Consider the following 14,936-nt stretch of genomic DNA (forward strand, 5'->3'; position numbering starts at 1 on the left):
CGTTTCAATCCAGAGCACAACGCGGTATGGGTCCCTGCGTTCGCAGGGACGACAGATCACGTCGACGCTGTGGTCACGCCACCGTCGACCACAATCGTCTGGCCGGTCATGAAGGTCGAGGCGTCGGAGGCGAGATACGCCACCGCGCCGGCGATTTCGTCGGGTTCGCCGATCCTTCGCAGCGGCGTGCCCGCGGTGCGGCGCTTGAGCATTTCCGGATCTTCCCACAGCGCCTTGGCGAAATCGGTCTTGACCAGACCCGGCGCCACGCAATTGACGCGGACGCCTTTCGGGCCCCATTCGCCGGCGAGACTGCGGCACAGCGCGAAATCAGCCGCTTTCGAAATGCCGTAGGCGCCGATCACGGTCGAGCCGCGCAGGCCGCCGATAGAGGAGATGATCACCACCGAGCCGTTGCCTCGCTCAGCCATCTGCGGGATCGCCAGCGCGCAGAGCCAGATGTTGCTCTTGACGTTACTGCCCATGATCTTGTCGAAGGCCTCGTCCTTGATGTCGAGCAGCGGGCCGTAGTAGGGGTTCACCGCAGCGTTGCAGACGAGGATGTCGACCTTGCCGTAATGCTTGGTGGTCCCTGCGATCAACGCCTCGACTTCCTCGCGGCGCGATATGTTGCAGGGAATGACATGCGCGTCGCCGCCCGCTTTCTTGATGCCATCAGCGACTTCGTGGCAGGCATCGGCCTTGCGGCTGGAGATCACGACCTTTGCGCCGAGTTTGGCGAGCAGTTCGGCGGAAGAACGGCCGATGCCGCGGCTGGAGCCGGTGATGACGGCGACTTTTCCGGTGAGATCGAACGGGGTGTTTTTCACTGTTGTTGATTCCTGACTCGTTCCCTCCGCGTCATTGCGAGGAGCGCAAGCGACGAAGCAATCCATCTATCCCCTTGCGGAGCCATGGATTGCTTCGCTTCGCTCGCAATGACGGGGCAACATTGTCGCCCCGCAATGACGATGTGGCTTACACCAGCCCACCCGCATCCGTAACGCGGCGGAGGTGGTAGTCGGTGTCGCCAAAGGTGTTTTCGATCATGGTCAGCCGCTTGAAGTAGTGGCCGATCTTGGCTTCCTGGGTCATGCCGATGCCGCCGTGAAGCTGGATCGACTGCTGACCGATGAACTTGCCTGATTTGCCGATCTGCACCTTGGCGGCGGCGACCGCGGTCGCACGCTCCTTGGCGCTGTCGAAATCGGCCGCCATGGTCGCGAACATCGACATGCTGCGGGCCTGCTCCAGCGCGACGAACATGTCGGCAGCGCGGTGCTGCAAGGTCTGGAAGCTGCCAATCGGCACGCCGAACTGTTTTCGGGTCTTGAGATATTCGACCGTGCTCTTCAGCGATTCATCCATTGCGCCGACCGCTTCCGCGCACATCGCGGTGCGGGCCTCGTCGACCACGCGCTCGATCAGCGGCAGGCCGTTCTCGGGATCGCCGATCGCAGCATCTGCGCCGACCTCGACGCCGGTGAAGGTGATATCAGCCGCGTGGAGGCCGTCCTGGGTCGGATAGCCCTTGCGGGTGACGCCCTTGGCGTTTGCCGGCACGATGAACACGCCGATGCCAGTCTTGTCGCGCTGAGCGCCTTTCGTGCGCGCGGTCACGATCAGGGTGTCGGCGTTCTCGCCGTTGAGCACGACGAACTTTTCACCGTCGATGACCCAGCCCGCGCCCTTCTTCTTGGCGGTGGTTGCGACATCGCCGAGGTCGTAGCGCGAATTCTTTTCGAGCTGCGCGAACGCAAAGGTCTTGCTGCCGTCGATGATGCCGGGGATGTGCGCGGCTTTCTGCTCGGCCGAGCCGCCATGGCGCAGGAAGCCGCCGCCGATCACCACGGTGGCGAGATACGGCTCCAGCACCAGCGCCTTGCCGAGCGCCTCCATCACGATCATGGTCTCGACCGCACCGGCGCCAAAGCCGCCATCGTCTTCGGCGAACGGCAGGCCCAGCAGGCCCTGCTCGGCGAGCTTGCCCCAGACGGCCTTGCTCCAGCCGCCCTTTTCCTTCTGATACTTCTTGCGCGCATCGAAATCGTAGGAGTCGGTCAACAGACCGTCGATGCTTTCCTTGAGAAGGCGCTGCTCCTCGGACAAATCAAAATCCATGTTCGTTACTTTCTCCAGAATTCAATTCGGGCAACGCCGTTGCCGAGATCTCCGTCGTCATCCCCGCGAATGCGGGGATCCAGTAATCGCAGGCGCCTGCCGTAAGTATAGCCGCCGCGGCGTACTGGGTCCCCCGCCCCATTGCGCAATTGCGCACAAGGCGGGGGACGACAGGTGTTGTCGTGGTGGGACTACAGCCCCAGCACCGCCTTGGTGATGATGTTGCGCTGGATCTCGTTGGAGCCGCCGTAGATCGAAACCTTGCGGTTGTTGAAGTAGCTCGGCGCGATCTGGGCGGTCCAGTCCATGGTCTCGTTGGAGCCGTCATCGCCATGCACGTCGTAGGGCGCGGCGAACGGGCCGATCACTTCCATCAGAAGTTCGGTGGTGGTCTGCTGGATCTCCGAACCCTTGATCTTCAGCACCGAAGACGCTGGGTTGGGCTTGCCCTTGCCGTGCTTGCCCTCGTCGGCGACGACGCGGAGCTGCGTGAGTTCGAGCGCCTTGAGCTCGATCTCGCAGGCCGCGAGTTTCTCGCGGAAGCCCTGATCCTCGATCACGGGCTTGCCGTTCTGTTCGACCTTGGAGGCGAGGTCCTTGATGCGGCGCAGCCGCTCCTTGGAGACGCCGACGCGCGCAATGCCGGTGCGCTCGTTGCCGAGCAGGAACTTTGCGTAGTCCCAGCCCTTGTTCTCCTCGCCGATCAGATTCTCGATCGGCACCTCGACGTCGTCGAAGAACACTTCGTTGACCTCACGGCCGCCGTCGATGGTCTCGATCGGGCGCACGGTGACGCCCTTCGACTTCATGTCGAACACGATGAAGGAGATGCCCATCTGCTTCTTCGCATTGGTGTCGGTGCGGCACAGGCAGAAGATCATGTCGGCGTGCTGGGCCAGCGTGGTCCAGGTCTTCTGGCCGTTGATGATGTACTTGTCGCCCTTGCGCTCGGCCTTGGTCTTCAGCGAGGCAAGATCCGATCCGGAGCCGGGCTCGGAGAAGCCCTGACACCACCAGTCGTCGACGCTGGCGATGCGCGGCAGATACTGCTGCTTCTGCTTCTCATTGCCGAAGGTGTAGATGACCGGGCCGACCATGCTGACGCCGAAGGCGAGCGGCGCGGGCGCGGGGTGCATCTGCAGCTCTTCGTTGAAGATGTAGTGCTGCACGGAGGTCCACCCCGTTCCGCCATATTCCTTCGGCCAGTGCGAGACGCCCCACCCCTTTTTGTTGAGGATGCGCCACCAGGCGACCATCTCGTCCTTGGAGAGGTGACGCCCCTCCACCATCTTGCGCCGCGTCTCCGGCGGCACGTTGTCCCGGAAGAAGGCTCTCACCTCCTCACGAAACGCGATTTCTTCCTTGCTGAAAGCGAGATCCATCGGATCCTCCTGTGAGCGAATTAGATTCTTAAGTAACGCGAATTCCCTGTTTCGTCGTCCCTGCGAACGCAGGGACCCATAACCACCGGCTTCTATAACTGGCAAAGCCGTCTCCCCATGTGCCCCAAGCCGGGGCCGCGGCGTATGGGTCCCGGCTCAAGGCCGGGACGACGGCGGAGTTTAGGAACGGTCTCCTGATACGGCTTGTTGTTTCGATGGCGCGCCCTGCGCCGGCTCCTGCTGCACGCGGAGTTCGTGGCGCGACAATTTTCCGACCGCCGTGCGCGGCAGTTCGTCAAGGAAGTCGACCGCGGCGGGGAGCTCGTGCTTGCCGAGCTTGCCGGTCAGGAACGCGCGCAGCTCATCCAGTGGGAAGGGTTTGGCGCCATCGCGCAGCTTGATGAAGGCTTTTGCGGCCTCGCCACGGTAATCGTCCGGGATGCCGATCACGATCACCTCCTGCACCGCAGGATGCGTATAGATCGCCTGCTCGATCATCTGCGGATAGACGTTGAAGCCGCCCGAGATGATCATGTCCTTCTTGCGGTCGACCAGATAGAAATAGCCATCGGTCTCCATGTAGCCGATGTCGCCGGTGAGGAAGCGGTCGCCGACAAAGGCTTCGGCGGTTTCCTTCGGCTTGTTCCAGTAGCCCTTGGTGACGTTCGGCCCCCTGATGCGGATTTCGCCGGTCTCGCCGACGGCCAGCACCTTTGTCGGATCGTCCAGCGACACCACATCGATCTCGATGCCGGGCAGCATCACCCCGACCGAACCCGGCTTGTCCGGCCCATCCTCCGGATGCGCAGTGCCGGCCGGGGACGTCTCGGTCATGCCCCAGCCGCTCCTCAGCTTCATGCCGACCTTGCACTCAAAAATCCTTGCGACTTCCATCGGCAGCGGCGCGCCGCCCGAGCCAGCGCTGCGCAGCGACGAGAAATCGCGTTGGTCGAGATCGGGCAGCGCGGCGATGGCGATCCACATCGTGGGCACGCCGGGAAAAATGGTGGCGCGCTTGGCCTCGATATCGCGCATCACGGCCTCGACGTCGAAGCGCTGGTGCAGCGAGACCAGATTGCCGCGGCGGAGCGAGGAGAGCATCACCACCGTGAGCGCAAAGATGTGGAACAGCGGCAGCACGCAGATCACCCGCTCGATCGCGTTGCGCTTGAGCCGCTCCGGCCTACCCCAGATGTCGTAGATCGACACGGCCGAGGTGAGATTGCCGTGGCTGAGCATGGCACCCTTCGGCAGGCCTGTGGTACCGCCAGTATATTGCAGCAGGGCAACGTCATCCACGTCGATGGCAGGCCAGGCGGCCGGCCTGCTGACCCCTCCAACGAACTGCCGGTAGGTGATGATGGCGGGATTATTCGGCAGCGGCGCCTGCGGCGTGCCGATCTCGCCCCAGTCGTCGTCCTCGCAGACGATCAGCCTGTCGAGCAGGCCCTTGTCGAGGAGTTTCAGCGCGGTCGGCAGCAGCGCCGACAGATTGCTGGTGACGATGATGCGCGCGCCGGAGTCGGTGAGCTTGTGCGACAGCGCGATCTCTCCGTCGAGCGGGCTGAGATGCACGACGCGCGCACCGGCCTTTAGCGCACCGAAGAAATTAACCGGATGATCCGGCGAATTGCCGAGGAATAGCGCGATCGAACTGTTCTTGCCGTAGCCCGCGCGCAGAAAAGCACTGGCCGCTGCCTCCACCAGTGCCTCGAGTTCGCTGTAGCTGATCGGCCGGTCGCGGAATTCGATGGCGGGGCGCGAGCCGAACTCAGCGGCGGCCTCCGAGAGCAGATCCGGTAGCGTGCCACGCGCGATCGGATCGTCCCAGCGGACGCCTTGCGGATAGAATTGTTCGCCGGAATGGGTCATGCGCGCTTTCAGAAAATGCCCTCTTCACTCCGGGGCGCTCGCGACCAGCGAGCGAACTCGGAATCTCGAGGCTCCTTGGTGCGCACCGGCGCACCAAGGTTCGCGCTGCGCGCGCCCCGAAACCTCACTGAGTGGGCGTCCCGACCCATCAAGCCGCCTTCGATTTCTCGGCCAGCGACGCAAAGGTCTTGCCCTCCGCGGCCAGACGCTTGAGCAGCGGCGCCGGTTCGAGCGAGGGATCGTTGGTCTCCTTGGCGTAATAGGAGAGACGATCGGCGATGTGCTTGAGCCCGACCTGGTCGGCATAGAACATCGGGCCGCCGCGATAGATCGGCCAGCCGTAGCCATAGAGCCAGATCACGTCGATATCGCTCGGACGCGCCGCGATGTTCTCTTCGAGGATGCGCGCACCCTCGTTGATCATCGGATACATCATGCGCTCCAGGATCTCGTCGTCGCTGACGACGCGCTTCTTGCGGCCGAGGCGCTGCAAGGTCTCGTCGATCAGCTTTTCGACTTCCGGATCCGGCAACGCCGCGCGGGAGCCGGCTTCATACTTGTAGTAGCCCTTGCCGGTCTTCTGGCCGAAGCGGCCGGCCTCGCACAGCGCGTCGGCGATTTCCGACTTGATGCCGCGGTCCTTTCGCGAACGCCAGCCGATATCGAGGCCGGCGAGATCGCTCATCGCGAACGGGCCCATCGGCATGCCGAACTTCGTCACCACGGCGTCGACCTGCTGCGGCAGCGCGCCCTCGAACAACAGCTTTTCGGACTGCTTGCCGCGCTGGGACAGCATGCGGTTGCCGACAAAGCCGTCACAGACGCCGACCACGGCCGGCACCTTTGCGATCTTGCGCGCGATCGAGACGGCGGTGGTCAGCGCGTCCGGCGCGGTCTTGTCGGCGCGCACGATCTCGCACAGCTTCATGACGTTGGCCGGCGAGAAGAAGTGCATGCCGAGCACGTCCTGCGGACGTTTTGTAACCTTCGCGATCTCGTCGATGTTGAGATACGAGGTGTTGGAGGCCAGCACCGCGCCCGGCTTGGCGTGCTTGTCGAGCGCCTCGAACACTTCCTTCTTCACCGCCATGGTTTCGAACACGGCCTCGATCACCAGGTCAGCATCCCTAACGTTCTCCAGGCCGACCACGCCCGTGATCAGGCCCATGCGCTTGGCCGGGGCATCCGCGGGGATGCCGCCGCGCGCGGCAGTCGCCTCGTAGTTCTTCTGCATCACGCCCAGGCCGCGCTTGAGCTGCTCTTCGCCGGTCTCGATCAGCGTCACCGGGATACCGGCATTGGCGAACGACATCGCGATACCGCCGCCCATGGTGCCGGCGCCGATGATGGCGACGCGCTCGACCGGACGCGGCTTGGTGCCCTCCGGCACGCCGGCGATCTTGGCGGCTTCGCGCTCGGAGAAGAAAGCGTAGCGCTGCGCCTTGGACTGGTCGCTTGAGACCAGCTTGAGGAAACCTTCGCGCTCCTTCTTCAACCCTTCGTCGAACGGCAGCTCGATCGCGGCGCGCACGGCATCTGCCGCCGCGAACGGCGCTTCGAGCCCGCGCGCCTTCTTGGTCAGCGCGGCGACCGCATTGGTGAAGATGGAGATGTCGGCCTTGGCGGCAGCGAGCTTGGAGTCGTCATCGCGCAGCTTGCGCAGAGGGCGCTTCTCCGCGAGCACGTGGAGGGCAAAGGCCACGCCGCCGGCGGCCGGACCTTCAACGATTTCCTCGATCAGGCCGTTCTTCAGGGCTTCCGCTGCGCTGATCGGATCGCCGCTGACGATCATCTTGACCGCAAGTTCCGGACCGACCGCGCGCGGCAGACGCTGCGTGCCGCCAGCGCCGGGCAGAAGGCCGAGCTTCACTTCGGGCAGGCCAAGCTTCGCTTCCTTGGTCGCGACGCGATAGTGGCATGCCAGAGCGACTTCGAGGCCACCGCCGAGCGCGGTGCCGTGAATGGCGGCAATGATCGGCTTCGGCGAGTTCTCCATCAGGACAAGTACTTCGGCGAGGCCGGGCGGCTTCGGCGGCTTGCCGAATTCGGTGATGTCGGCGCCGGCGATGAAGGTGCGACCCGCGCAGGTCAGCACGATTGCCTTAACTTCGGCGTCCGCAATCGCGCTCTTCATGCACTCGAAGATACCGCCGCGCACCGCGGCGCTCAGCGCGTTGACGGGAGGACTGTTGACCGTGACGATGGCGATGACGTCTTGACGCTCGAGTTTTACCACTTCGCTCACGGGACTCTCCCTGGATCGTTTGTTCTCTGGATCGTTTGTTCTTGGATGCCACTCGACTTGCGTTGAGTAGCTACGGATCGATTTCGCTAATTTCGCACTGCGAAATTTAATTCCACATCTTGACACGGAGGGTTATTTTGAAGCACGTCCCTTGTCAACGAGCTCATCAGCAGTAGCGGGTAATGAAGCGTCCAGGGAAAAAGGTGGCGACTGATCGCAGCTTCGTCGTCGCGCTTTCCCGCGGACTTGATGTGTTGCGCGCATTTCATCCCAACGACGGACTGCTCGGCAATCAAGAACTCGCTGCCCGTACCAATTTGCCGAAGCCAACCATTTCCCGGCTGACCTACACCCTGACCAAACTGGGTTATCTTACACCCGTTCCGCGCTTCGAGAAGTATCAGCTCGCACCATCAGCCATGGCGCTGGGGTATGCCGCCCTTGCCAATCTCGGCGTTCGGCATTTGTCCGAACCCTATCGTGAAGAACTGATGCGCGAGACCGGCGGCGCCGTCGCCGTCGGCGGGCGCGACCGTCACAGCATGATCTATTTCGGGCAGAGCCGTAACGGGCTGACGCTCGGCGTACAGCTCGACGTCGGTTCGCGCGTACCGATTGCGACTTCGGCGATGGGACGTGCCTATATCTGGGCACTGCCCGACGACGAACGCGCCTCTTTATTGCGTGACCTGCGCGACCATTACGGTAGCCGATGGGCACGGATGCGCGACGGCATCGAACGCTCGGGCGAAACGGTGGCGAAACACGGGTTCGCGATTTCTGCAGGCGAATGGCAGAACGACGTGCACGCGGTGGGAGTGGCGCTGAAGCTCAATGACGGAACCGGGCCGTATGCCTTCAATTGCGGCGCGCCGGCATTCCGCTTCACGGAAGAGCGCTTGATGGCCGACATTGGACCTCGCCTTGTCACGATGGTAAGGAAAATCGAGGCGGCGCTGGGCGGCGCAGCACCGCAATCCAAAAAAACAGAAAACAAGAAGTTGAAAGCAGGAGGGAAAGTTGCACGTTTGGCCGAGGGGATCAGATAGCTTTCACCATGACCGGCGAAAACATTCGCCCGGTCATTCCCGCTCCGTGATCAGGGCGGGCGAGACGAGATGACGCAGGCACAGCTCGCGCAGGGAAATGCTCCCCTGCTTGCGGTTCGCGACGTCAGCGTCGTGTTCGGCGGTATCATCGCGCTGAATGGCGTATCCTTCGACATGCACAAAGGTGCAATCCTCGGCCTGATCGGCCCGAACGGCGCCGGCAAGACGACGTTGTTCAACTGTCTCTCCCGACTCTATCAGCCGAGCTCCGGCGATATCCTGATGGAGGGCGCGAGCATCCTGACGCGTCCGCCGCACCGGATCGCCGAAATCGGCATCGGCCGCACCTTCCAGAACGTCGCGCTGTTTCCCAATCTGTCGGTGCTCGACAACGTTCGCGTCGGCACGCATTCCCGCACCACCAGCGACATCGTCAGCGACTCGCTGAAGCTCGGCAAAGTCCGCCGCCTCGAGGCCGAGATCAACAAGAAGGTCCATGAGATCCTCGACTATCTGGATCTCAATGACGTCGCCCACACGGTGGTCTCCGGCCTGCCCTTCGGCACCCAGAAGCGCGTCGAACTCGCGCGCGCACTCGCCGCAGATCCAAAGATCCTGCTGCTCGACGAACCCGCCGGCGGCCTCAACCACGAAGAAGTCCATGTGCTCGGCGATCTGATCAAGCGCATTCGCGACGAGCGCCATATGACCGTGCTGCTGGTCGAACATCACATGGGTCTGGTGATGTCGATCGCCGACCACGTCGTCGCGCTCAACTTCGGCCGCAAGCTTGCCGAGGGAACACCGGCCCAGGTCCAGGCCGACCCGGATGTCATCAAAGCCTATCTGGGGAGCAAGGACTAATGACCGCGATGCTCAACATCAAGGATCTTCGCGCCTATTACGGCCAGGTCCAGGCGCTTCATGGCCTCAGCTTCTCCCTCAACGAGGGCAGCCTAACCACGCTGTTAGGGGCCAACGGCGCCGGCAAGACCACCACCTTGCGGGCGATCTGCAACATGGTGCGCTCCACCGGCGCGATCGAGTTCGAAGGCAAGCCGCTCTCCGGCAAATCAACCGAAAACGTCGTTCGCCTCGGCATCGCGCATGTGCCGCAGGGCCGCGGCACCTTCACCACCATGACGGTGGAGGAAAACCTGCAGCTCGGCGCCATCACGCGCAACAACAAGAAGGCCGTGGTTACCGACATCGAGCGCATGTACGAGCACTTCCCGGTGCTGAAGGAACGCCACACCCAGCAGGCGGGCACGCTGTCGGGCGGCGAGCAGCAGATGCTCGCGGTCGCACGCGCGCTGATGCTGCGTCCACGGCTGATGCTGCTGGACGAGCCGTCGTTCGGTTTGGCGCCCTTGATCGTGCGCGAGTTGTTCAAGATCCTCGGCAAGATCAACCGTGAGGAGAAGGTCACCATCCTGGTGGTGGAGCAGAACGCGCAACTGGCGCTTGAACTCGCTGACCAGGCCTATGTGATCGAAACCGGACGGATCGTGATGTCGGGCAACGCCAAGGACATCGCGAATAACGAAGACGTCCGCAAATCCTATCTCGGCTACTGAGGAGCAGGACAATGGAGCTTTTTACCAACCAGGTCCTGGCCGGCATCGCCACGGGCGCGATTTATGCCTGTATGGCGCTCGCCGTCGTGATGATCTATCAGGCGATCGACCATCTGAATTTCGCCCAGGGCGAAATGGCGATGTTCTCGACCTTCATTTCCTGGCAGCTGATGCAGTGGGGCATCCCTTACTGGTGGGCCTTCCTCGCCACGCTGATCATCTCCTTTGCCGGCGGCATCATCATCGAGCGGTTGCTGTTCAAGCCGCTCGCCAAGGCGCCGGTTCTGACCAACGTCGCCGGTTTCATCGCCTTGTTTGCGATCGTCAACAGCGTTGCGGGGCTGATCTGGGACTTCACCATCAAGCAGTACCCGACCCCGTTCGGGTCCTCGCCGTTCCTCGGCAGCCAGCTGATCTCGACCCATCAGGCCGGCATGATCGGCGTCACGGTGGGACTGTTGATCCTGCTCTATCTGTTCTTTCAGTTCACGCGAATCGGTCTTGCCATGCGCGCGGCCGCGGCGATGCCGGAATCGGCACGGCTGGTCGGCATCAACACGTCGTGGATGATCGCGCTGGGCTGGGGCATGGCATCTGCCATCGGCGCGATCGCGGGCATTCTGATTGCGCCGGTGGTGTTCCTGGAGCCCAACATGATGGGCGGCGTGCTGATCTACGGATTTGCCGCCGCCGTCCTGGGCGGCCTCACCAGTCCGCTCGGAGCAGTGGTTGGGGGCTTCCTGGTCGGCGTGTTCGAGAATCTCGCCGGAACCTACATTCCCGGCGTCGGTAACGAGTTGAAACTGCCGATCGCGCTTGCGCTGATCATCACCGTATTGGTTCTCAAACCGGCGGGCCTGTTTGGCCGGCCCATCGTGAAGCGAGTTTGATCATGAGCGCAGTTGAGGAAGCCGCAAACGAAGCACCGGCGGTCGAAGCCGTGCCAAAGAGAGCCATGACGCTGGGCTACGGCACCTCGCTCGTGGTGCTGGCGTTGTTGATCATCGTACCGATGTTCTTGAAGAATTTCTTCGTCTTCCAGCTAACGATGTTGCTGATCTACGCGCTGGCGGTTCTGGCGCTGAACATCCTGACCGGCGGCAGCGGCCAGTTTTCGCTGGGCCAAAGCGCGTTCTATGCGGTCGGAGCTTACACCTCCGCCATTCTGATGGAGCATATGGGCGTAAACTACGCTCTGACATTACCCGTTGCCGGCATTATCTGCTTTGGCTTCGGGTTCTTGTTCGGTCAGCCGGCGTTGCGTTTGAGTGGCATCTATCTGGCGCTGGCGACCTTTGCGCTGGCGGTGGCCATGCCGCAGTTGCTGAAGCTCGGCTTCTTCGAGCACTGGACCGGCGGCGTGCAGGGACTGGTCGTAACCAAGCCCGATGCGCCGTTCGGCCTGCCGATATCGCAGGACAGGTGGCTGTATTATTTCACGCTCGTGGTCTCGATCGGGATCTACATCGCCTCGGTCAACCTGCTGAAATCGCGCTCGGGCCGCGCCTTCATGGCGATCCGCGACAATGAGATCGCGGCCTCCGCGATGGGCGTCGACGTCGCGCTGTACAAGACGCTGGCGTTCGGCGTCTCGGCCGGCATCACCGGCGTTGCCGGCGGTCTCGGCGCCATCGCAGTGCAGTTCGTCGCCCCCGACGGCTACACCATCACGCTCGCGATCTCGCTGTTCCTCGGCATGGTGGTCGGCGGCGTCGGCTGGCTGCCGGGATCGATCGTCGGTTCGGCCTTCATCATCTTCGTGCCGAATATCGCCGAGCACATCTCCAAAGGCCTCTCCGGCGCCGTATTTGGCGTGCTTCTGTTCCTCGTCATCTTCCTCGTGCCGCACGGCGCAAGGCAAGTAGCAATGGTTGCCCAGCAAATGCTCGGCAAACTCAAGAAGAACTAAGAACCTAAAGAACAAACTCAGGAGACACTATGCCTGCAACGTTACGGACTGCCGCCTTCGGGGCGGCGGTCGCCGCATTCGCTTTTGCTCCCGCAAGCGCCCTCGCCCAAAAGAAGTACGACACCGGTGCGACCGATACCGAAATCAGGGTCGGTCACATCGTGCCCTACAGCGGTCCCGCCTCCGCCTATGGCGTCATCGGCAAGACCGAAGAAGCCTATTTCAGGATGGTCAATGACAACGGCGGCATCAACGGGCGCAAGGTCAAGTTCGTTTCCTATGACGATGCCTACAGTCCGCCCAAGGCCGTCGAACAGGTGCGCAAGCTGGTCGAGAGCGACGAGGTGCTGGTGGTGTTCAATCCGCTCGGCACGCCGTCCAACAGCGCGATCCAGAAATACCTGAACGCCAAGAAAGTCCCGCAACTGTTCGTCGCGACCGGCGCGACCAAGTGGAACGATCCAAAGCACTTTCCGTGGACCATCGGGTGGCAGCCCAGCTATCAGAGCGAAGCGCTGATCTACGCGAAATACCTGATGAAGGAAAAGCCGGACGCCAAAGTCGTCGTGCTCTACCAGAACGATGATTTCGGCAAGGACTACGTCAAGGGGCTCAAGGACGGCTTCGGCGCCAAGGCGTCGATGATCGTTGCCGAGGAAAGCTACGAGATTTCGGAGCCGACGATCGACAGCCATATCGTCAAGCTCAAGGCCACGGGCGCCGATGTCTTCATCAGCATCACAACGCCAAAGTTTGCGGCCCAGGCGATCAAGAAGCTCGCCGAGATCGACTGGAAGCCGATGCACATCCTCTCCAACGTTTCGATTTCGGTCGGCAGCGTGATCAAGCCGGCGGGATTCGAGAACGCGCAAGGCATCCTGTCGGCCGCCTACGCCAAGGACGCAGCCGACCCGCAATGGCAAGACGATCCCGGGATGAAGAAGTTTCTCGCCCTGCTCGACAAGTACTATCCGGAAGCCGACCGCCTCAACACCTCGGTGGTCTATGGGTATGGCGCGGCACAGACCCTGACCAAGGTTCTCGAGATGTGCGGTGACAATCTCACCCGCGAGAACATCATGAAGCAGGCTGCGAACCTGAAGGACTTCACGCCCGACACCCTGCTGCCCGGCGTCAAGATCAACACCTCGACCACCGACTTCGCGCCGATCGAGCAGCTTCAGATGATGCGCTTCAAGGGCGAGAAGTGGGACCTGTTCGGCGACATCATCAGCGGCGAAGCCGGCCATTAACCAATATTCCGCCGGACGGTAGTTTCCCGGGGGTTCAGACTAAATATCGCCTCTCGCGACGTCGTCGCGGGGGCTTTTTGTTGCTGGACGCGACCGAAAGGTATTCAATGCGATCCAAGAGCCGCCAAGCGCTCCAATCAAAAAGAAGATGACACATCCATCCTGATCCCAGGGAGATCAAAAATGTCCGTTATCAACTTGCGACTGGGAGCCTTTGCGGCGGCCCTCGCACTGCTCGCCGCAACCAGCAGCGGCGCATTTGCACAAAAGAAATACGACACCGGCGCGAGTGACACCGAAATCAAGATCGGCAACATCATGCCCTACAGCGGACCGGCTTCCGCCTACGGCGTGATCGGCAAAACCGCAGAGGCCTATTTCAGGAAGGTCAACGCTGAAGGCGGCATCAACGGCCGCAAGATCAACTTCATCAGCTATGACGACGCCTACAGCCCGCCGAAGACGGTCGAGCAAGCACGCAAGCTGGTGGAGAGCGATGAAGTCCTGCTCGTCTTCAATCCGCTGGGCACGCCGCCTAATACCGCGATCCAGAAATACCTTAACACCAAGAAAGTGCCGCAACTGTTCGTCGCCACCGGCGCCACCAAATGGAACGACCCCAAGGACTTCCCCTGGACCATGGGCTGGCAGCCCAACTACCAGAGCGAATCCGCCATCTATGCGAAGTACATTCTGAAGAACAAGCCCGACGCCAAGATCGCGGTGCTCTATCAGAACGACGACTACGGCAAGGACTACCTCAAGGGCTTCAAGGACGGCCTTGGCGACAAGGCCGCCTCGATGATCGTGATCGAGGAAAGTTATGAGGTCTCCCAACCGACCATCGACTCTCACATCGTCAAGATGAAATCGAGCGGCGCCGACGTCTTCTTCAACATCACCACGCCGAAATTCGCCGCGCAGGCGATCAAGAAAAACCAGGAGATCGGCTGGAAGCCGCTGCACTTCCTCAACGGCGTCTCTTCCTCGATCGGCAGCGTTATCAAGCCTGCGGGCTTTGAGAATTCCCAAGGTATCATCTCTTCAAACTACCTGAAGGATCCGACGGATGCGGAGTGGAAGAACGACGCTGGTATGAAGGCCTGGACCGAGTTCCTGGACAAATATTACCCGGAAGCCAATCGTTCCGACATCTTCGTGATGTATGCCTACACCGTGGCACAGGGCCTCGAGCATGTGTTGAAAGCCAGCGGCAACAATCTCACACGAGAGAACGTCATGAAGCAGGCCGCGAGCATCAAGAACCTCGAACTCGGAGGCTTGCTGCCGGGCATCAAGGTCAACACGTCGGCTACCGACTTTGCTCCCATCTCACAGGTCCAACTGATGAGGTTAAAGGGCGAGACCTGGGAACGCTTCGGCGAAATTCTCTCCGATGACGCTGGCGGCTAGCACACCGCTCACCTGCCAAATATGCAGCCCCCTGCGGCATGGTCGCAGGGGGCTTTTTGTTGTGAGGCCATTGGCAAGATGCTAATCACGGCACGGTCAAAAAGAGCTTCATCGA

General features: G+C 61.8%; 12 protein-coding genes. 7 read left to right on the plus strand and 5 right to left on the minus strand.

What is annotated here, in order from left to right; translation table 11 throughout:
• Positions 1-56: 56 nt before the first annotated feature.
• From KIP88_RS18040 to KIP88_RS18060, 5 genes are all read right to left on the minus strand, one after another.
• Positions 57-830: an SDR family NAD(P)-dependent oxidoreductase gene (locus tag KIP88_RS18040; RefSeq protein ID WP_214489272.1), complete on the minus strand. Its 774-nt coding sequence runs from the start codon at positions 828-830 to the stop codon at positions 57-59.
• A gap of 148 nt (positions 831-978) precedes the next feature.
• Positions 979-2,121, minus strand: a complete 1,143-nt coding sequence (gene pimD, locus KIP88_RS18045) for a pimeloyl-CoA dehydrogenase small subunit (protein WP_214489274.1) — start codon at positions 2,119-2,121, stop codon at positions 979-981.
• Positions 2,122-2,312: 191 nt separating this feature from the next.
• Entirely contained in the window at positions 2,313-3,503 is a 1,191-nt protein-coding gene (gene pimC / locus KIP88_RS18050) for a pimeloyl-CoA dehydrogenase large subunit (protein WP_214489275.1), read from the minus strand.
• A gap of 180 nt (positions 3,504-3,683) precedes the next feature.
• Positions 3,684-5,375, minus strand: a complete 1,692-nt coding sequence (pimA, locus tag KIP88_RS18055; protein WP_214489276.1) for a dicarboxylate--CoA ligase PimA — start codon at positions 5,373-5,375, stop codon at positions 3,684-3,686.
• Between the two features lie 148 nt (positions 5,376-5,523).
• Entirely contained in the window at positions 5,524-7,620 is a 2,097-nt protein-coding gene (locus KIP88_RS18060; RefSeq protein WP_214489278.1) for a 3-hydroxyacyl-CoA dehydrogenase NAD-binding domain-containing protein, read from the minus strand.
• Positions 7,621-7,802: 182 nt separating this feature from the next.
• On the opposite strand from KIP88_RS18060, the gene KIP88_RS18065 reads away from it, so the two are divergent.
• The 7 genes from KIP88_RS18065 (at position 7,803) to KIP88_RS18095 (ending at position 14,821) form a co-directional block, all read left to right on the plus strand.
• Complete coding sequence (locus KIP88_RS18065; protein WP_214489280.1) at positions 7,803-8,669, plus strand: IclR family transcriptional regulator; 867 nt, start codon at positions 7,803-7,805, stop codon at positions 8,667-8,669.
• A gap of 69 nt (positions 8,670-8,738) precedes the next feature.
• Entirely contained in the window at positions 8,739-9,533 is a 795-nt protein-coding gene (locus KIP88_RS18070) for an ABC transporter ATP-binding protein (protein WP_214489282.1), read from the plus strand.
• Positions 9,533-10,246, plus strand: a complete 714-nt coding sequence (locus tag KIP88_RS18075) for an ABC transporter ATP-binding protein (protein WP_214489284.1) — start codon at positions 9,533-9,535, stop codon at positions 10,244-10,246. Before KIP88_RS18070 ends, KIP88_RS18075 begins: the two co-directional genes overlap by 1 nt.
• 11 nt (positions 10,247-10,257) lie before the next feature.
• Positions 10,258-11,136 carry a branched-chain amino acid ABC transporter permease gene (locus tag KIP88_RS18080; RefSeq protein ID WP_214489286.1) on the plus strand — a complete coding sequence of 293 codons (879 nt, stop codon included), beginning with the start codon at positions 10,258-10,260 and terminating at the stop codon, positions 11,134-11,136.
• A 2-nt stretch (positions 11,137-11,138) separates the two neighbouring features.
• Positions 11,139-12,155, plus strand: coding sequence for a branched-chain amino acid ABC transporter permease (locus KIP88_RS18085; RefSeq protein ID WP_214489287.1), 1,017 nt, complete (start codon positions 11,139-11,141; stop codon positions 12,153-12,155).
• Between the two features lie 29 nt (positions 12,156-12,184).
• Positions 12,185-13,408, plus strand: a complete 1,224-nt coding sequence (locus KIP88_RS18090) for an ABC transporter substrate-binding protein (protein ID WP_214489288.1) — start codon at positions 12,185-12,187, stop codon at positions 13,406-13,408.
• Between the two features lie 183 nt (positions 13,409-13,591).
• The gene (locus KIP88_RS18095; RefSeq protein WP_214489290.1) at positions 13,592-14,821 is read left to right on the plus strand and encodes an ABC transporter substrate-binding protein; all 1,230 of its coding nucleotides are present in this window, start codon (positions 13,592-13,594) and stop codon (positions 14,819-14,821) included.
• The last annotated feature ends 115 nt before the right edge of the window (positions 14,822-14,936 follow it).

This window comes from Bradyrhizobium sp. SRL28 (assembly GCF_018596315.1).
Classification (GTDB): Bacteria; Pseudomonadota; Alphaproteobacteria; order Rhizobiales; family Xanthobacteraceae; genus Bradyrhizobium.

What these genes read in the sequence shown, in the direction of transcription:
- pimD (WP_214489274.1), bottom strand. Translation starts at nt 2,121, where the DNA reads ATGGATTTTGATTTGTCCGAGGAGCAGCGCCTTCTCAAGGAAAGCATC.
- pimC (WP_214489275.1), bottom strand. Translation starts at nt 3,503, where the DNA reads ATGGATCTCGCTTTCAGCAAGGAAGAAATCGCGTTTCGTGAGGAGGTG.
- pimA (WP_214489276.1), bottom strand. Translation starts at nt 5,375, where the DNA reads ATGACCCATTCCGGCGAACAATTCTATCCGCAAGGCGTCCGCTGGGAC.
- KIP88_RS18065 (WP_214489280.1), top strand. Translation starts at nt 7,803, where the DNA reads ATGAAGCGTCCAGGGAAAAAGGTGGCGACTGATCGCAGCTTCGTCGTC.
- KIP88_RS18070 (WP_214489282.1), top strand. Translation starts at nt 8,739, where the DNA reads ATGACGCAGGCACAGCTCGCGCAGGGAAATGCTCCCCTGCTTGCGGTT.
- KIP88_RS18075 (WP_214489284.1), top strand. Translation starts at nt 9,533, where the DNA reads ATGACCGCGATGCTCAACATCAAGGATCTTCGCGCCTATTACGGCCAG.
- KIP88_RS18080 (WP_214489286.1), top strand. Translation starts at nt 10,258, where the DNA reads ATGGAGCTTTTTACCAACCAGGTCCTGGCCGGCATCGCCACGGGCGCG.
- KIP88_RS18085 (WP_214489287.1), top strand. Translation starts at nt 11,139, where the DNA reads ATGAGCGCAGTTGAGGAAGCCGCAAACGAAGCACCGGCGGTCGAAGCC.
- KIP88_RS18090 (WP_214489288.1), top strand. Translation starts at nt 12,185, where the DNA reads ATGCCTGCAACGTTACGGACTGCCGCCTTCGGGGCGGCGGTCGCCGCA.
- KIP88_RS18095 (WP_214489290.1), top strand. Translation starts at nt 13,592, where the DNA reads ATGTCCGTTATCAACTTGCGACTGGGAGCCTTTGCGGCGGCCCTCGCA.